Source organism: Mesorhizobium sp. M0244 (genome assembly GCF_040321795.1).
Lineage (GTDB): Bacteria > Pseudomonadota > Alphaproteobacteria > Rhizobiales > Rhizobiaceae > Mesorhizobium.
Window position 1 is genome coordinate 12872 of the sequence record NZ_JAMYSE010000043.1, and the last position, 18713, is coordinate 31584.

The 18713-nt window shown below is 61.3% G+C and carries 14 protein-coding genes; 8 read left to right on the forward strand and 6 right to left on the reverse strand.

Annotated elements, in window-relative coordinates; translation table 11 throughout:
- Positions 1-23: 23 nt before the first annotated feature.
- Positions 24-2108 (reverse strand): ABC transporter substrate-binding protein, encoded by a 2085-nt coding sequence (locus NKJ08_RS22905; protein ID WP_352783433.1) that lies wholly within the window; start codon positions 2106-2108, stop codon positions 24-26.
- Positions 2109-2226: 118 nt separating this feature from the next.
- On the reverse strand, positions 2227-3693 hold the full coding sequence (locus tag NKJ08_RS22910) for an alpha-glucosidase/alpha-galactosidase (protein WP_352524891.1): 1467 nt from the start codon (positions 3691-3693) through the stop codon (positions 2227-2229).
- Between the two features lie 277 nt (positions 3694-3970).
- On the opposite strand from NKJ08_RS22910, the gene NKJ08_RS22915 reads away from it, so the two are divergent.
- From NKJ08_RS22915 to rhaM, 6 genes are all read left to right on the forward strand, one after another.
- Entirely contained in the window at positions 3971-4768 is a 798-nt protein-coding gene (locus NKJ08_RS22915; protein WP_352524969.1) for an AraC family transcriptional regulator, read from the forward strand.
- Between the two features lie 527 nt (positions 4769-5295).
- A complete protein-coding gene (locus NKJ08_RS22920; RefSeq protein ID WP_352524889.1) occupies positions 5296-5733 on the forward strand; it encodes a CBS domain-containing protein in 438 nt (145 codons plus the stop codon).
- 145 nt (positions 5734-5878) lie between these two features.
- On the forward strand, positions 5879-6805 hold the full coding sequence (locus NKJ08_RS22925; protein ID WP_352524888.1) for an NADP-dependent oxidoreductase: 927 nt from the start codon (positions 5879-5881) through the stop codon (positions 6803-6805).
- Positions 6806-7189: 384 nt separating this feature from the next.
- Positions 7190-8881: an FAD-dependent oxidoreductase gene (locus tag NKJ08_RS22930; RefSeq protein ID WP_352524887.1), complete on the forward strand. Its 1692-nt coding sequence runs from the start codon at positions 7190-7192 to the stop codon at positions 8879-8881.
- Positions 8878-9189, forward strand: coding sequence for a UBP-type zinc finger domain-containing protein (locus tag NKJ08_RS22935; protein ID WP_352524886.1), 312 nt, complete (start codon positions 8878-8880; stop codon positions 9187-9189). The genes NKJ08_RS22930 and NKJ08_RS22935 overlap by 4 nt, the downstream gene beginning before the upstream one ends.
- A 255-nt stretch (positions 9190-9444) precedes the next feature.
- On the forward strand, positions 9445-9762 hold the full coding sequence (rhaM, locus tag NKJ08_RS22940; protein ID WP_352524885.1) for an L-rhamnose mutarotase: 318 nt from the start codon (positions 9445-9447) through the stop codon (positions 9760-9762).
- Positions 9763-9795: 33 nt separating this feature from the next.
- On the opposite strand, the gene NKJ08_RS22945 is transcribed toward rhaM, so the two are convergent.
- The 3 genes from NKJ08_RS22945 to NKJ08_RS22955 form a co-directional block, all read right to left on the reverse strand.
- Positions 9796-10965 (reverse strand): GNAT family N-acetyltransferase, encoded by a 1170-nt coding sequence (locus NKJ08_RS22945; RefSeq protein WP_352783437.1) that lies wholly within the window; start codon positions 10963-10965, stop codon positions 9796-9798.
- Positions 10962-11957, reverse strand: a complete 996-nt coding sequence (locus tag NKJ08_RS22950) for a sterol desaturase family protein (RefSeq protein ID WP_352524883.1) — start codon at positions 11955-11957, stop codon at positions 10962-10964. The genes NKJ08_RS22945 and NKJ08_RS22950 overlap by 4 nt, the downstream gene beginning before the upstream one ends.
- A gap of 237 nt (positions 11958-12194) precedes the next feature.
- Positions 12195-14123: a heparinase II/III family protein gene (locus tag NKJ08_RS22955; RefSeq protein ID WP_352776918.1), complete on the reverse strand. Its 1929-nt coding sequence runs from the start codon at positions 14121-14123 to the stop codon at positions 12195-12197.
- Positions 14124-14239: 116 nt separating this feature from the next.
- On the opposite strand from NKJ08_RS22955, the gene NKJ08_RS22960 reads away from it, so the two are divergent.
- Positions 14240-15481, forward strand: a complete 1242-nt coding sequence (locus NKJ08_RS22960) for a glycoside hydrolase family 5 protein (RefSeq protein WP_352524881.1) — start codon at positions 14240-14242, stop codon at positions 15479-15481.
- A 174-nt stretch (positions 15482-15655) separates the two neighbouring features.
- Positions 15656-17581, forward strand: coding sequence for an asparagine synthase (glutamine-hydrolyzing) (gene asnB, locus NKJ08_RS22965; protein ID WP_352776919.1), 1926 nt, complete (start codon positions 15656-15658; stop codon positions 17579-17581).
- Here the strand turns inward: asnB and NKJ08_RS22970 are convergent.
- On the reverse strand, positions 17555-18673 hold the full coding sequence (locus tag NKJ08_RS22970; RefSeq protein WP_352524879.1) for a glycosyltransferase family 4 protein: 1119 nt from the start codon (positions 18671-18673) through the stop codon (positions 17555-17557). The two genes, asnB and NKJ08_RS22970, sit on opposite strands and share 27 nt — an antisense overlap.
- Between the last annotated feature and the right edge of the window lie 40 nt (positions 18674-18713).

The following is an 18713-nucleotide window of genomic DNA, read 5'->3' on the forward strand; positions in this document are numbered from 1 at the left end:
ATTTTCAAGTCAGGGGAGGAAACTCAGTTCGTCGGACCCTTGTCCCCGGGTTTTCCGGGAAGCTGCTCGGGAAAGAGTTCATATTTCTGCTGCTTGTCGGCGGCCACCCAGACCCGCTCGCGGACGATCGAGTCCTCGGCCCAGTTGAACATGAAGATCGGCGTTCCCTGCGGGATGTTGGAGAAGCGTTTGTTGATGATCAGCGCGCCGGGATATTCGGTCAGCCCGACGGTGTAGACGTGTTCCGTCGAGATCTTCTGGAATTGCTTCATCAGGCTGGCGCGCTGGTCATTGTCCTGCGTCGAGACGAACTTGTTGACGATGTCGACAAGGTCCTTCTCGAACGGCATCAGATCGACTTGGCCATTTTCCGGAGCACGGTGATTCCAGCTGGTGCGTGGGCCGACGGGCGCGAGTTGCTCGGTGTTCTGCACGACCGAGGTGAGCTCCTGATCATTGCGCCTGACCATCCAGTCGAAACGGCCGGAATACATAGACGCGTCGCGCTGGATGCCGTTCAAGCCGTTCAGGACAACGCGAAGACCTAGCCTCTCCATCTGGCCGACGACGCCCTCCGCCAGGCTTTTGTCGGTTGTGTAGTCGTTGTTGACGAGCATCACGATCTCGACGTTCTTGCCGCCGGCGGTGCCGGCCGGAAAATTGACGAAGCCGTCGCCGTCGGTGTCCTTCAGACCTGCCTTGGCGAGTTCCGCTTTGGCGCCTTCGAGATCGAAGGGGTAGTATACGGTCGAGTTGCGGTCATAGAAGCTCGTGCCCGAGGAGAAGCCGCCCGGATAGATGGCGGTGAACGGGCCCTTGACCAGCGAGTCGCCGAGCGCCTTGCGGTCGAGCGCCATGGTGACGCCCTTGCGGAAGTCCTCGTTGCGGTTCAGCTCGCGAACCGCCTGCCCGCGCTCGTCGGGATTGCCCCAGCCATTGGCGGAGAAATTCATCCGCAGATTATAGCCGATCAGGCGTGGGCCGAAGGCAAGTCGTGCCGGCGCGTCCGGCTGCGCCGCACGTTTCAGCGAAGCAACGAAGTTTTCGGGCTGCTCCAGGTTGGAGATGTCAGCCGACCCTGCCACCGCCTGAACGTCGCGGTCGGCCCAGGTCGACAGCTTGTAGTGCAATTCGTTGAGATAAGGCAGCTGATTGCCCTTCTCGTCGACCTTCCAGTAGTAGGGATTGCGGCGCATGACGATGATGTCGTCCGGACGGTAGTCGACCGGCACCCAGGCGCCCATCACCGGCAGATTCATATACTCCGGCGGGAAGGCATTCTTGAACTGCTCGTAGGTGTTCTTCGAATATTTCGGATGTTGCGGCTTGAGGATATGCGAGGGGCCGGGGCAGAACGTGCCGTAAGCCATGGCGTAGAGGTATTGCTTCGGAAAGGCGTCCTTGAACGTCCACTCGACAGTGTAGTCATCGACCTTCTTCAGCGTCGTGCCGACGCCGAAGGTTTCCTGGGTCGCGCCGTTGAGAGGCGAAACGTTCGGATCCATGACCTCGTCGTCCCAGTAGAACATGACGTCATCGGCGTTGAACGGAACACCGTCAGACCATTTGGCGCCCTCGACCAGATGCATCGTCAGCGTGTGTCCGTCCTTCGACCAGTCCCAGCTCCTGGCGAGGTTCGGCAACGGCTCCGTGTCCTTGGCCTCGACCTGGAAAAGCGGCGCGGTGCGCGTCAGGCACTCGGAAAGGCCGATGTCGATGCCGCCCCAGCCTTGCGTCTGGCCCGCGCCGTAGTTCCAGCCCTCCGGTCGGCCGCCGATGACATGGCGCATCGTATCGCCGTAGACGCCGACGCCGTCCGGCATGTTGCCCGTCTTGAAGACCAGCGGCTCCTTCGGCAGCCGGTCCTTGACCGGCGGCAGCTTGCCTGCCTTGACGTATTTGTCGGTGACCCAATCGGGTTCGTGGTATTCTGGAAGTGCCTTGAACTCCAGGATGGAGTCGCGCGCGACGTATTTGATCTTTCCCTCGGCGGGAAATTGCGCGGGCACGGGCGGCACGGTCGGCTCGGATGCATATGCGCTCAGCGCCGAGGCCGAGACGCTAAGCGCCAGCCCGGCGAGAATGCCAATATCTCGAAAATTCCTCATCGTCTCTCCTCCCTGTTGTTCAGAAGCGCGTTGACGCCGCTCCGTTTCTCCTCGAACGATATGCAGACGGTGCGGCGCTGAATCCTCCGAAAATTGGCCGCCATCCGCTTGATGAAATTCAGACGGCCTGCTTGAGAGCCGCTTTTTCGGCACGCAACTCCTCGATCGAACGGACGTCGCGTCGTGCCGCACCGGCCCATTCGCGGGTCTTGACCCTGGATTTCGAAAGCCGCTCCTTCGCAGCCGGCACCGCGCCGGCATATTGCGGCAGCCAGCGGGCCTGGGCGACAACCATCTCGTCCACCATCTGCCAAACCTCTTCCGGCGTCGAAACGGCGCCGACCAGCGGGTCGTGCAGGACGGCGAGCTTCAGCAGGTCGATATCGCCGGAGATCGCAGCGTGGACCGACATGCGCTGGACGTTGATCGAGGAAATGCATGTGGCGGCGCAGGCCTCCGGCAGCGCGATGCCGGCGGCCATGTTGATGCCGAAGCGGTCGACGAAGCCGGGCGACTCGATGATCGCATCCTGCGGCAGGTTGGTGATGATGCCATTGTTCTTGACGTTGAAATGGCCGCGATAAACGCGATTCGTCTCCAGCGCCTCGAGAATGTGGCTGGCGTGCTCGTTGGAGCGCTTCGCGGGGTCGATCGGCCTCGCGGCGGATTCCAGAAATTGCGGGAACTCGGTTTCGAACCAGTTGCGCGTTTCGGTCGAATAACGAAGGTAGCCGCCGGTCTCGCCGTGGATCCAGTCGGACATGTCGATCCAGCGGGTGATTTCGTCCGGCCGCTTGCGGTACCAGGGCAGGTATTCGGAAAGATGGCCGTTGCTTTCGGTCGAATAGACGCCGAAGCGCTTCAGGACGTCGATGCGCAGCTTTTCCTGCTGCGAATAGACCGGATGCGCCTCGAAGGCGGCTACCAGCTCGTCGTTGCCGATCTTGCGGCCGTTGAGACGCAGGTCGATGAACCAGGTCTGGTGATTGATGCCGGAGCAGATGTAGTCGAGCTCGGTGCGCGACTTGGCGCCGAGCACCTCGGCGATCTGGTCGGCGCCGTGCTGGACACCGTGGCAGAGGCCGACAGTATCGACCTTGCCGTATTCGATCGCCGCCCAGGTGTTCATGGCCATCGGGTTGGCGTAGTTCAGGAATTTCGCGCCGGGCTCGGCGACTTCGAGGATATCCTTGCAGAAATCGAGGATTACCGGGATATTGCGCTGGCCGTAAAGAATGCCGCCGGCGCAGATTGTGTCGCCGACACACTGGTCGATGCCATATTTCAACGGAATGCGTATGTCGTCGGCATAGGCTTCGAGACCGCCGACGCGAACGCAGCTGATGACGTAGCGGGCACCCTCGAGGGCAGCACGACGGTCGGTCGTTGCCGTAACCTTGGTCGGCAGCCTGTTGAATTCGACGACCCTGTCGAGGATCGACTTGATCATCTGGAGGTTGTGCTCGCTGAGATCGGTCAGCGCGAATTCGACATCCCTGAATTCAGGAACGCATAGAATGTCTGTGAACAGCTTCTTGGTGAACCCGACGCTTCCCGCACCGATGATAGCGATCTTGAAACTCATCAGTCTCACCTCGACCTGATCGAATGTAAGGGCAAAGGCGGTGAAAAGAGGCCTGGCCCACCTGCCCTGGCATGCAGGCTGGAATCCGGCACTTCCTCCCGTCCGCTCTTTGACCGCAGTTTCTTTTGCTTTTCTCAGGGGATTATGCGCCTAATTCAGCAAGGGACCAGAGAAGGATTATGCTTTCAGGGGTAATTTTGTGCTGCGGAACTTGATCGACACCGGGCCGGCGGGCAGGACGGTATCGCTGCCGCGCGGCCGCCAGCGCCTGCACACCATGCCGACAAGCACCGGCTATGAAGTGCGCGAAAACGAGGTCTACGACTGGGATGGGCGCAAGCGCGGCCAGACGCCGTTTACGGTACTCCAGCATACGATCAGCGGTACCGGCCAATTGCGCTATGAGAACCGCAACTACCGCCTGCAAAAGGGCGATACGTTGCTGGTTCTCGTGCCGCACAACCATCGTTACTGGCTGGCCAAGGGGGACCGCTGGGAATATTTCTGGATATCAATGAACGGCGAGGAGGCGCTGCGCATCCACAAGTCGATCCTTGCCGCCGTCGGTCCGGTGCTACGGCTGCAGCCATCGACGATCGATCATCTCGCCGATTGCAGCGTGCGCCTGATCACGGGAGCGGTCTCGCCTGGAGCCGCCTCGGCCGTCGCCTATGAAGCAGCCATGGCGCTCTACGACGATGTCTTCGGCTCGCATGCCGTCACCGACGAAAAGAGCGCCATGCAACCGGTCATCGACCACGTCAAGGCCAATCTCGACAGGCCGCTCCGTGTTGCCGATCTGGCCGAAATCAGCGGGCTGAGCCGTGCGCATTTCTCGCGCTGCTTCGCCGAGAGTGAGGGTCTTCCACCTGCCGAATTCGTGCTGCAGCAGCGACTGCAGCGCGCGGCGAAGTTGCTGACGAAAGCCGATTTCCTGCCGGTGAAGGAGGTCGCCATCATGTGCGGCTTTGAGGATGCCAATTATTTTTCGAAGGTCTTCCGCCGCCTCTACGGCATCAACCCGACGCAATTCCGCACCAACGGAATGTACGCCAGCATGGGACCGCCCCGATAGCTTTGGCGCCGCGCTTGGCGTCGGGTGCGGGAACGCTTTTGCTTCCCCTTGGTTTAAGACAGGAGTGCCTGTTCGCCGCCGCTGGCAACGCCATGATCGGCGCTCGCCGCGGAGATCAAGCCGTAACTCTCGGGTAAGAACAGACTTCAGGGAGTAATCGATGAACAATCCCGATCCGAACGACCCGAATCCGCTGCCGGACAATCCCAATCCGGAGCCAGCTCGGCCGCCCACCCCGCCGGAGACTCCGCCGGGTGAACCTCCAGGCGTACCGCCGCCTTCGCCTGATCCTGTTCCGTCGCCGGACCAGGACCCGATGGGGATCCCTCCCGGCACCCCGGCCCAACTCCCTGCGCACCCGACCTTCCCCGGGCCCCCCGCGTCACGGGCGGGCGGGGTGGAGGATGGCAGGGTGATCTCGGCGAAGCGCTCGAAACGGGTCTTGCCATGGAACGTTTTGCGCTGGCGCTCATTCACCCTTCCATCATGCAATTCGGCGGCGGACCCTGCAACCAAAGGAGGTTAAAGTGAAAGTTGGCAACTGCATGACAAAGGACGTCGAGATCGCCAATCCGCAGCAAACCCTGCGCGATGCGGCAGAAATGATGGCGCGCCTCGATGCCGGCGCGATGCCGGTGGGCGAGAACGACCGGCTCGTCGGCATGATAACCGATCGCGACATCGCAATCCGCGGCGTCGCCCAAGGCAAGACACCTGACGCCAAGGTGCGGGAAGTGATGAGTACCGAGGTCAGGTATTGCTTCGATGACGAAGACGCGGAGGATGTTCTGCGCCACATGGCTGACCTGAAAGTGCGCCGGTTGCCGGTGCTTAATCGCGACAAGCGCCTGGTCGGCATCGTTTCGCTGGGCGACCTCGCCACTAACAGCGAGACGGCGACAGCAGGTGAAGCGCTAAGCGGCATATCGCAACCCGGCGGCGAGCATTCGCAAACGATACACTGACGGCGCACCATCGGCCGAACCGGGCGGCATCTTCCGGCCTATGGCCCGTGACCGAGCTGCCGCCCCGGAAGACCGGATGGACACCGGCCTGCCGGCGAAACTGTTCAGAGGCTGAACTGGACGGCAAACCGACGAGGAGCAAGTCATGATTACCATGAAGGCAGTCCGTATCCACGATTTTGGTGGGCCGGAGGTTCTTTCGCTGGACGACGTTCCGTTGCCTCAGCCGCGCGACGATGAGGTCACGCTCAAGGTCTGCGCGGCAAGCGTCAATCCAGTCGACTACAAGGTTCGCGAAGGCTCGTCAGGCGCAGATCTGCCCGTCACGCTCGGCCGCGACGTATCCGGCGTGGTGGAACTGTGCGGCACGCGGGCCTATACGCTGAAGAAGGGCGATCCGCTTTATGCCATGCTCGGCCACGACCGCGGCGGCAACGCCGAATATGTCGTCGTCAAGGCGACGGAGGCGGCGGCGAAGCCGCAACGTCTAAGCCACGTCGAAGCCGCTGCCGTGCCGCTTGCGGGCCTTGCCGCGTGGCAGGGCCTTTTCGTCCACGGCGGCCTCAAATCCGGGCAGCGGATCCTCATCCATGGCGGCGCCGGCGGCGTCGGCCATCTGGCGGTGCAGTTTGCAAAGGCTGCGGGTGCCTTCGTCGCGACGACGGTGTCCGCGCAAGATTTCGATTTCGTCCGCGCGCTTGGCGCCGACCAGGCGGTCGACTACAAGAACCAGCGTTTCGAGGAGGTCGTCGAAGACGTCGACCTGGTCTTCGACCTGATAGCGGGCGAAACGCAGGACCGCTCCTGGGACGTGCTCAAGCCCGGTGGGACGCTCGTCTCAACCCTTTCTGAACCGTCGGCGGAAAAGGCCCGCCTGCATCGGGCCAGCGGCGTTTCCTATATGACCAAGCCGAACGCAGCGCAGCTTGCCGAGATCAGCCGCCTCATCGACGCCGGGAAGGTCAGGCCATTCGTGCAGGCAATCTATCCTCTCGAGGAAGTCGCCAAGGCCGAGGAACGGCTTGAGAGGCAGCATACGCGCGGCAAGATCGTGCTTCAGGTAGCCGCCTGAGCAGAGAAGTTGGCTTTGTCGAGCTTTGGCACCTCGCCGAAGAACCGGCTGCAGGCAAATTTGCGGAGTGCTCGGACCCGGTCCGTTTCCTGCTGCTCAGCTGCCCGGCGGCCGAGAGTTTGACACAGGACGGCGCGCCGGGCCTGGCCGGCTTAGGCAGGCGCCGGCCGAAGCAGCATGAGCTGGGTTTGCCGGGATACGCAAATCAAACAAATCAAGGAGATGCAACGGAGTGTGAGGCACGTCGCGATACCGCCGCACGGGCCGCCGTCGTGGAATCCCGAAGCGAAGGGCACAATTTGCCGACAGCGGGCTCGGTTTGTACCGGCCCGTGAGCCACAAAAACCGCTTCAAACCGGTGGATGCCGGCGTTAGGTTCGAACCATGTCTAAATCCGCCAATCCGATCTCCATTGCCCGTCGCGATCAGATGTTTCCCGCGCTGGCTGAGGCCGACCTGGACCGCATGGGCCGTTTCGGCGAAGCCGTATCCTATGCTGCAGGCGAACAGATCGTCAAAGCCGGCGAGCTGGCACCCGGCCTGATCGTGGTCCTGTCCGGCAAGGTGGACATTATCCAGGGCGGCAGCTTCGGCCGGCGCGAAACGATCGTCACGCATGGTGCGGGCAATTTCGTCGGCGAGTTGGCGCAGCTGTCAGCCCGGCCCTCGCTGGTGGATGTGCAGGCGGTCGAGCCGGTCGAGGCGCTCGTCATCCCCTCGCAAAGGCTGCGCGACCTGATGGTGCAGGAGGCAAACCTCGGCGAGCGCATCATGCGGGCGCTGATCCTGCGCCGTGTCGGCCTGCTCGAGAGTGGCACAGCCGGACCGATCATTATCGGACCGGTCGACAGCGGCGACGTATTGCGGCTGCAAGGTTTTCTGGCCCGCAGCGGTCAGCCGCACCGGGTTCTCGATTCCGCTACCGATCCCTGCGCCAGGACCCTGATCGAACGCTTCCATGTCGATATCCACCATTTGCCGATCGTGCTCTGTCCGAACGGCAAGCTGCTGCTCAATCCCGGAGAGAACGAGCTTGCCCGCTGCATCGGGCTGGTACGGCCCATCGACGCCGACAAGCTGTACGACGTGGCCATTGTCGGCGCCGGACCGGCCGGCCTCGCAGCTGCCGTCTATGCGGCTTCCGAAGGGCTGTCGACGATCGTGCTCGATTGCCGTGCCTTTGGCGGACAGGCGGGTGCCTCCTCGCGCATCGAGAACTATCTCGGTTTCCCCACCGGCATTTCGGGGATGGCGCTGATGGCGCGCGCTTACAATCAGGCGCAGAAATTCGGCGTCGAGATGGTGATACCGGACGAGGCGAAGCTGCTGGGCAGTGCAAGCGACACGTCCGGCGCCCATTACACGCTCGCCGTCGGCGACGGGGAGACCGTGCGGGCGCGGTCGGTGGTGATAGCCAGCGGAGCGCGCTATCGCCGCCTCGATATGGCCAACCTTGCGCAATTCGAGGGAACGTCCGTGCATTATTGGGCTTCGCCGATCGAAGCGCGGCTTTGCGCCGGGCAAGAGGTAGCCTTGGTCGGCGCCGGCAATTCGGCTGGGCAGGCCGCTGTCTATCTGGCGGCGCATGTGAGGAAGGTATGGCTACTGGCGCGCGGCGGGAGCCTCGATGCGAGCATGTCGCGTTATCTAGTGGAGCGCGTCAGGGCACAGCCGAACATCGAGGTGCTGGCTGAGACGCAAATCACGGGGCTGGACGGCGACGACGGCAATCTTGGCAATGTGCGCTGGCGCAACCGCGACACGGAGACAACACGTCCGGTCCGCCACCTCTTCCTGTTCATCGGCGCCGATCCGAACACCAACTGGCTGGCGCAATGCGGCTTGGCGTTGGACGCGAAGGGCTTCGTTCGCACCGGGCCGGAAATTGGCCAGGAACGTGGTGCGCTGGAGACGAACCGCAGCGGCGTGTTCGCCATCGGCGACGTGCGCTCCGGCTCGATCAAGCGCGTCGCCGCTGCCGTCGGCGAAGGCGCCCAGGTGGTTGCGGCGCTGCATGCATATCTCGCGCAAAACGGCAGTCTCGCCGTGGCACCTCAACTGGTCAGGAGCGTATGATGGCAGAGGAATGCAAGCATGCCGGAGACATTCGCGACGTCACACCGAGCGCGCTCGGCTGCGAGGAATGCCTGAAGAGCGGTACGCAGTGGGTGCATTTGCGGCTTTGCCGCACATGCGGTCATGTCGGCTGCTGCGACGACTCGCCCAACCGTCATGCCACCAAGCATTTTCGGGCAACCGGCCATCCTGTCATCGAAGGCTACGATCCGCCGGAAGGCTGGGGATGGTGCTACATCGACGAGATCTTCCTCGACCTTGGCGACCGCACCACGCCGCAGAACGGTCCGATACCGCGCTTTCTTTGAGCCTGGCGCGGCCGGGGTCAGTTGCGCAGGCCGGTCCGTAGGTACCAGCCTTTTCGGCGGACGCGACTCGGTACGGGGAACTCTGCTGGCGGTGATGATCCTGGGCACAATAACGGCCTGACCTTGCTCAACGTATCGAGCTTCTGGCAGGACGTAACCAAGGGTGCGGTGCTGCTGCTCGCCGTTGGCCTTGACCAACTGCGCATTCGTTCGCAACGCTGAAACCGACCAAGCCTTCGTTCAAGGAGCGTTACCATGCCCGAGCGCATCGCCTTCCGCATGAACCTCAATCCCGGTCAGGCAGCCGAATACAAGAAGCGGCACGACGAGATCTGGCCGGAGCTCACACAGGCGCTGCGCGATGCTGGCGTATCCGACTATTCGATCTGGCTCGACGAGGAAACAAACCATCTGTTCGGCACGCTTGTTCGCACCGAAGATCACACCATGGATCGGCTGCCGCAGACTGAAGTCAACCGGCGCTGGTGGGATTTCATGGCCGATCTGATGGAGTACGACGCCAACAACGAGCCCGTTGTGGTGCCGCTGCGTAATGTCTTCCACATGGACTAGCCGGCTTGCCGCTCCAAGAACCGAATAAGTCCGCTAATCCAGGGCTGCTTCGGCTTGAGCGGGCGTACCGTGACCCTCAGGCGGTGCCAATGAGCGCTCGCGCATATGCCTGACCGTCTGACGGATACGATCGGCAAGAGATGCAATCGCGCCCTGTGCCGTGCGCGTCCCGATGACGGAGTCCAGGGTAACCGCCTGCGTTGAGAATTTGTGTTTGAACGACTCTGCGCCACAGAGGAAATCGACCATGCTCAAGCCGTGATCGATCGACCACTGTACGTAATCCATCAACAGGATCACACCCGGCGACGCCCGGCTGAAATCCGGATCGAAGGTGGTCACGAAAGCCATCATCACGCCGCGCTGGACGAAGTTGATCGACACCGCGACCATCACGCCATTGCATTCCAGGATGAAGATATGCAGCACGCCGGCGCGCGCCAGCGCATCGACGAGCGCGGCGAGTACCGGCACGCCCTCCTCGAAGAGATCGGACTCACGCATGCGCTCCGTCAGCCATTTGCGCTTCAGGGTCGCGAGGCGCTCCAGTACCGGTTGCAGCGGCTCGTCGGGCGCAAGCAGGCGAAATTTCACCTCTCCGGTTTCTTCCAGCGTTTTGATGCCGCGCCGATAGTTCTGGCGCGTCTTTTTCGACTGGTCCGCAAACCATACCGCTCCGCTTTCCCATTGTCCGGCAACGCGATAGCTGACTTCCGTTCGGTGAAAGGGACGAAGCCTGATGCCGCTGGAAGCTCCCGGCGTGAAAATTTTGCGGGCCGCCGCATCCGGCGAAAGACGACTGATCAAGGCAAGATCGAAGCCACCGGCATCGCAAAGTTGGGTCCATAGCTCCTGCAACGCCGACAACGAGCATTCCGGGGCAACGAGAATGTCCCCATAGTCGGTATAGCTGCCGGCCGCCCATTCGAGAAACCGCAGCCCCCTGCGTCTACCGATCGCCAGCGGAACGACGGCAACGAGTTTCGCGCCCTTCCAGATCAGGCCGATCCGCAACGCGCGCTGGTCACGGCGTTGTACGGTATTCCACCACGCCGAAATCCAGGCATGGCTTTGAAAGATGAGCCCATCGGTGCGATGCCAAAGCTCCGTCCAAGCGGCTTCGACCGTGGCCAGGCGATCCGCCGAACGGACGATTTCCAGGCGCTCCGCGCCCACAGCGTCGATGGAAACAACGGTGTTCATGAAGGGGAACTGTCCTGTGGCTGGGCGACCCCATTGGGCCGCCTGTGAAACAGTCGCATGACATGCCTTGCCATTTTCTTGAGCGGCATGATGTAGAGCCCAAACAGCGATTGATAATCGCGTACATCGCGGTCTATCAGACCAAATTTCAGGTCTTCATCCAGCTCCGGGACAAATTGCGTTCCGAACAGACGATCCCAGAACGAAAAAAGCAGGCCGAAATTCTTGTCATAGTGACGAGGGTCGATGCTGTGATGCACCTGGTGCCAGTGCGGACACAGGATGATGTTGTTCAACGGGCCGAACGAGATCTTGAGATGTGTGTGGCGGACAAAGTCCATCATCAGGATGTTGCGGATGACGTAGACGTTGATGCCGAAGATAGCGACCTCTACCGGATCGAGTGCGATCAGGCTCCAGATGCCGAAGCAGATGCCCGGGATGACGCCGTCCCACATACGGTTCATCAGATCGTCCAGCGGATGAACCCGGTCCTTGGTGATCCCGACCATCACCTCGGCCGAATGATGCACCTTGTGCAATTCCCACAAGAACGGGAAGCGGTGCTGGGCGACGTGGTAGAGGTAGTATGAAATATCGTAAGCGACCAGCATGGTTGCGGTGAAGATGACAATCGTCACCGGTCCGGCCGGGCCGCCGAGAAGCGGCGCGTGGATATTAAAGATCCAGCCGATTGCCTCGCGTGTGCCATAGCCGACCGCGACAACGAAGGTGACGCCGGCAGGAATGAGCAGGAAAGGCATTATCGCCCGTTTCGTGATCCAGAACAGGGCGTCGGCTCGCGCCGACGGGTGCAGGATGACTTCCGGCGGGAAGGCAAAGTCGAAAAAGTCCCTGAGCGATTTCTGTTCGGCAGTTCGCCAGTAGGCGATCACAGCGCTGCCCAGTGCGGTGAGGAAAAGCAGGCCGAGCGTGGTCAGATTGACGTTCGAAAGCTTTTCCACAATCGCTCTGACAAATTCGGAAAACATCGTTGCAGCGGCTCCTGAGTCGGAAGAAGGCAGTCCGGGGTCGTAAGAAGGCAATCGGCGAATTGCAAAGCATGAAATTCTCGCCAAACCCGCTGCGTCGCCTGCAACCAGTGGCTGTTGCGGGCGCAGCAGGCAAAGCAGGCTGGATGGCGCGAGACTAGCAGATCAACGGTAACGAAACCGCTAAATGTCCAAACGTAATTAATGTCGAATGCGGCCGGAACTCGCTCGGCAACTCTACGTTGGCGCCGGTCTTTGCCGTTGCGGCGGGTGAATTGGGTCAAGATGGATATCGATTCCGGCCTCGCCCACTTGACCATGCCAGGCGAGGCGTTCGGCTTGCTGCCTGGTGCCAAAACGCAGTGAAACCCAACCGCCCTGCCCCGGCATGTCACCGCCGGCGCGGATGTCGAGCGCAGCATCAGGAAAGCGGATGGCCAACAGCGGCTCGTCGCCGCGCAACACCGTAACCGTGTTTTCGTGCCGGTCGGCATGGAGGCCGGCCGCCAGTTGGAAGACGATCTCGGACTCTCGCCTGTCGCCGAGCAGTTGGTCGGTGATGAGGATGCCATCGGCCTGGTGCGCCAAAGTGCGCTGATGCACAACGCCGAAGCGGCTTTTATAGCCGTCATGCCGGGCGCTCAGCCTCCAGTGCGTTCCCGGCTCGCTCTCCACCAGCGCCGCGACGGCCTTGTGCGACCAGTTGAAATTCCCAGCGATAGTGCTTTGGCTCTTACCCTCGACATTCAGCGTGTTGTGCGCCGGCGTGGAGCGGAACCAGTCACGCCAGACGCCTCCCGAACCGTAGAGCCAGGTGCCAGGATCGACCAGCACCGGCTCGCCGTCGATGCACAGGGTGAGCGACAGCGCGTCGGCATGGCCGTGCGCCGCTATCGAGAGATAGCCGAGCGGTCCATGGTCGAACGTCAGTTCGACGCTGCGGCCATTCATTGCTCCGCGCCAGACGGAGAGCCCGCCTTGCGCGAATGTCTGCAAGCCATGCACCGCTGGCGCCGGGCCCGACGGCGCACCAAAGAAAAGCGAGCGAAAATCGTCAGGTTCCGGCGCATTGCCCGGCATTCCCAGCAAGCCATGGATGGCGGCCGCGACGGACCGGATGTAGTCCGGCTCGTCCCCCAGCTTCAGCGCGCGGCCCTCATCGTCGTCGCCGAAGCGGGCAGCTTTCTTAGGCAGCCAGCCCACGAAATTCGCGAAGGCCCCCAGACGCGCTTCGACAGCCGAGGGAAACGGCGTTCCTGCCTGGCGTGCCGCGGCGGCGCACAGCAAGATGAGTTCGGCGGTGAAGGCTGCATAGGTCGGCGTTTGCTCGGCACCGGCGCCATCGGCAAGTATCTGCTTGTGTGCCTCATTCAGGAGGGCGCTACGGGCAATTTCGGATTCGGCCCCAAGCGCCAGGCCAACCAGATATTCGCCGGCCAATTCTGCGACGAGATGGTTGTTGGCGGAGGAATATCGCGATGGAAACCGCGGCAGCCAATAGGCGCTTGCCGCGAGTATTTCACCAGCTTTCCGCAGTGTCGCCGGGTCAAGCCGGTCGCCGACGAGGTCCAGGGTGACGATCAGGCTGATGGCTCGCAGCGCTACTTCGATGCCGGAAGCCCAGCCAATGCCTCGGAACGGCGGATTCGCGGAATGCCAACTGCCGATCGCCGCCTCGATGGAAATCCGGGACCGATTGTCCTCGCTGAGGAGCAGGTGCGCGGCCAGTACCGGCAATTGCTGCAGCCGGTTGATCTCCCAGACATATTTTATATCGCCAAGGTCGCCGCCATGGCGAAAATCGATGTCGAAAGTATGAGCCTCGGGGCCAGGCCAAAGCCTGCCGGTCACTGGATCGAGACGCCAAAGCTCGGCAGGAAACAAAAGATCGGGCTCGCGCTTTGGCCATGTCCGCCCGAGTGCCGAAAACCGGCCCAGAAGCGTCTCTTGCGCGGCCGCCGCTATGGCTTCACGTTGAGCGTCGGTCGCGGCCAGCGCAGCATCGCGAAATCCAGGCAGCACCGGGTGCAACTGCGGCGATGGATAGCGCTCCCACCCGTCATCGCGACGGCGCGATGCGATCCTTCGACGTTGCTCGCCCAGCCGGTGCAACACCTCGGCCGGTCCCATGCTGCGCAATCGGTTGATGTACCAGCCGATTCTCATGCAGGCTCCGTCCGGGTTTCGGTCCTTGTATACCATGCCGCCGAAAAGCTGCGCGCCGGCAATCTTTTTTCCCGTTCGTTGCGGTTAATATCTCCGGCGACCATGCGGAGAGAGCGATGAGAAAAGCGATGTGTGTTGTTGCCTGGGTGCTCGCCTTGGTTATGGCGGCCGAGGCAGCGCCGATCTCTCTCAAGCGCGGCGTTGGCGTGCATGAGTGGCTGAACTGGTCGCCGGTGGAGAAAGACGGAACCTACGTTTGGCCGCCCTATCGCAGCGAGCAGGAATGGCTTGCGGGAAGCAGGCCGCTCACCGATTGGCCGGCCGGGGAGGTGTTTGCCCACATCCGATCGATGGGCCTCGACTTCGTCCGGCTGAGCGTCGATCCCGGTCCTCTGCTTGCCAGCGAGGGCGCCAAGCGGCAGCAGGCGCTGGACATACTTGCCGCCGCCGTCGAGCGGATCACGTCGACCGGCCTCAAGGTGGTTTTCGATCTGCATGGCGTCACCCAGGTTCCGGCCTACAGCATGGAGATTATCTATGGCGGCGCCGATAGCGACGGCGTTGCCCGCTATCGTGAAATGGTTGTGGCGGTCGCCGCCATGCTGGTCAAGATCGGCACCGACAAGGTCGTCCTCGAACCTTACAACGAGCCGGCATACTATCCTTGCGATGCGAGCGGCAGCGATGACTGGCAGCGCATCATGGCAGGCACGATCCGCGACATTCGAGCGGTCAGCAACGACCTCACCATCGTTGCAACCGGCGCCTGTGGCGGCAGCATTGCCGGACTGGTCAATCTCGGCCCCGGCTTCGATGATCCAAAAATTTATTACAGCTTCCATATGTACGAGCCGCACAGTTTCACCCACCAGCGGCCCGATGACCCAAACAGCTTTGCTTCGGGACTTCCCTGGCCGGCTGACAGCAGTACACCCGAAGTGGTGACCGAAACCCTTAAGGCGCGGATGGAAGCTGCCGGCTTGAGCAGGGTCGAGCAGGTGATGAACATGGCCACCGCGCGCGATGCAATCGCGAGTTATTTCGAGCAGAACTGGGGCCAGAGCCAACTCGAGGCGAGCTTTCGTCAGGCCGTCGACTGGGCTGAAGGCCATGGCATTCCAAGCCGGCGGCTCTTCATGGGCGAATTCGGCGTTATCCTCATGTCCGCGGACGGCCGCATCGGCGCCTTCGAGGCCGACCGTTCGCGCTATCTCAAGGCGGTGCGCCGAGAGGCCGAACGCTTCGCGATCCCATGGTCTGTCTGGGAGTTCTCCAATCGCTATGGGATGAGCCTCATCCGGGCCGATGGCCCCGGCGTACCCGACCCGGAGATGCTGCAGGCATTGGGCCTGCCATAATTGCCGTCACTCCTCTTCGCCGGTGAGCAGCCGGCGGCAACGTCAACCCCTGACCGCCAGGCTTGATCGAGAACGGCCCGTGGCAGCTTTCCTCGCGGTTGGGTTGTGTTGGCCACGAAGTGTTTAATACATTTAGCGTAATGGAGCGAGGAATACGCGCGCTCAGGGGGAACAATGTGTGGAATTGCCGGATGGATCGGGCGAAGGGCCGAGAATCCACAAGAGCGGGCCGCCAGAATGTCAAACGCATTGCGGCACCGCGGTCCCGATGCCGAAGGCACCGAGATATTGGACTTGAATACCGGCGAGGAACAATTGGCATTGGTCCATCGCCGCCTGGCGATTATTGACTTAGCGCCCGAGTCAAATCAGCCGATGCATATTGAGGACGGTCGTCTCAGAATAATTTTCAACGGCGAGATATATAACTATATCGAGCTGCGCCAGGAACTGATCGGTCTTGGCCATCATTTTCGAACACGCTCCGATACCGAGGTGCTGCTCAGAGCTTACGATCAGTGGCACTTGTCGGTGTTCGACCGGCTGAGCGGCATGTTCGCCTTTGCACTCTGGGATGCTCAGAGGCAGGAATTGATCCTCGGCCGGGATCCCTTCGGCAAAAAGCCCCTTTACCTCATGCAAAGCGAAAAATTGCTGTCCTTTGCCTCAGAGATCAACGCGTTGTTGTCATCGCAGCCAAATGCGCAGCAACTCGATCTGGACGCTGTGCACGACTACCTGCGCTGGCGTTACGTGCCTGGACCGCGCACGCTTTTTAAACAGATCCGCAAACTCAACCCCGGAAGCTATGCCGTTTGGTCGCAAGGGACTGTGAGGGAAACGCGCTATTATACGCCTCCGGATCAAACGGACCTGACCGAGGACATCGACGACGAAACCGCCAAGCGACGATTTCTGGAACTGCTCGACCATTCCGTCGAGATCAGAATGCGCAGCGATGCACCTTTCGGCGCCTTTCTCTCCGGAGGCCTCGACTCGTCAGCAATCGTCGCCCTGATGACCAAGCACAGCGACAAACCCATTCGTACATTTTCGGTCGGTTTCAGCGAACCGGCCTATAGTGAACTTCCATTCGCCCGACGCGTCGCCGATCATTTCAAGACTGATCATTGCGAACTGGTCATTGAAGCGGACGACCTGATTGACCACCTGCCGAAGTTGATTCGCCATCTGGGGGCGCCTGTTTCACAAAGTTCGGACATTCCAATTTACCTGATGTCGGAGCGAGCCTCGCAGGACGTCAAGATGGTGCTCACAGGGGAAGGGGCAGACGAGGTTCTCGGCGGGTATCCCAAACATCGCGCAGAGTCACTGGCTGGAATCTACCGGTCCCTCGTTCCAGCCTTGCTCCACAACAACCTCTTCGCCCCTTTGATACGCGCCATGCCTGGCGCGTCGGCCAAGTTCGATACATTTGCCCGAAGCGCGGGTGAAAGGGACTTTGCCACCCGGATGATCTCCTGGTTTGGTGCCATGACAGCGCGGGAACACGGTCGCCTCATCGGTGCGCCGGCCAATTGCCGCAATGAACGTAACAACTTCCCGTTTTCCTCAAACGCGACGGCGTCCCATCTTCGCCGCGCGCTGTTTTTCGATCAGACATCGTGGTTGCCTGACAATCTCCTGGAACGAGGCGACCGGATGATGATGGCCGGTTCAATCGAAGGAAGAATGCCGTTCCTCGATCGCGATCTGGTTGCGTTCGTCAGCAAATTGCCCGATCGCTACAAGGTGGGTTGGCGTAAGGGTAAGCTGATCTTGCGCAAGAGCATGGCCAACATGCTTCCTGAGGAAATTCTCAACCGCCGCAAGATCGGGTTCAAGGTGCCGATCGCCGAATGGTTTCGGGGGTCGATGAGGAACTACGTGCATGACCATCTTTGCTCGCCTCACTCCGTCATTCGCAGCTATTTGAGCCCGAAACAGCTTGATCAAATCGTCTCGGAACACACCACGCGTGCCGCAGACCACGAAAAGCTGATATGGGCGCTGTTGAATTTGGAGATATTCCACCGCGAATTCAGGCTTGAAGCGCCGCCGCCATCATCGGCGTCAGCGCTTGACCGGTTGATGGCTTGACGCGGCCGACCTCCAGACATCGCAGATTGCGCCGACAAACGGGGCGAGCTCAAGCCGTTCCCGATGCACGGCTATGGCACCAGCACCAAGCCTTGCCCTCAATGCCGGGTCCTCCACGAGGCGGCTCAGTGCCTCGGTCAATGCGGTAACCTCGCCTGGCGGCACCAGCAGCCCGGATTGCCCGTCGGTGATGATGTCTTCGACCGCACCCACCGGGGTTGCCACCACCGCCAGACCGGCTGCCATGCCTTCGATCACCGACATCGGCAGGTTTTCGGCGAAGGAGGGAAGAACCAGAATATCGGCCGAAGAGATCAGCGATGCGACATCGTCAGGTCCCACCCAACCGGGAAGGGCGATCCGGTCTGCAATCCCCAGCACGGCCGATTTTGCCCCTGCCGCCGCCACTTCGCCATCGCCGGCAATCGTAGCGCGCCAGTTATTGATAGCGTTCATGCGGTGCAGCGCGTCCAACAATTGCGGTACGCCCTTGCGGTCGCCGATACGACCCAGGAACAGGATATGCACATGGTCGCCGCCGCCGATATGCGCCAGCGACGGGACTTCGGTCGCATTGGGCACAATCACGATATTGCCGGCAGCGCCCGGCGCCCGGCTGGCGACGAAATCGCGCCAAAGCCTGCCCAAAACGATCACCCGATCTGCATGCTCGAACAGAGCTTTGATACGGCGGCTTATGAACCCGCGATCGTCTTTCCAGAATGTCTGATACTGCGCCCCGTGCAAATGCAGGACATAGGGTATCGACAGCAGCCGTGCGCAGGCGGCGATCACCATCTTGCGGTAGGTGCTGCCGGAAACTGAGATGTTGATATGAATGACATCGGCGCGTCCAGCCAGACGCGCTTTAAGCATCCGTAAGCAAAAGCCGAGCATATAGAAGATCGAAAGTCCGACATGCCCCGGGCCACGACTGGCAAGGAAGCGCACATCGATGTCGGTGATTTCTTGCCGTTCGAACTCCTGCTTCAGCGCCCCCATGATGCGGTCGATGCCGCCCTGCCCCGAAACGCCCGACGGCGTCGCGACCAGGACATGTATTTTTCGATCGGATATGAGGCGCTGCAACATGATGGTACTCTAAATAACACAGACCGGGTAACTGCAAAGC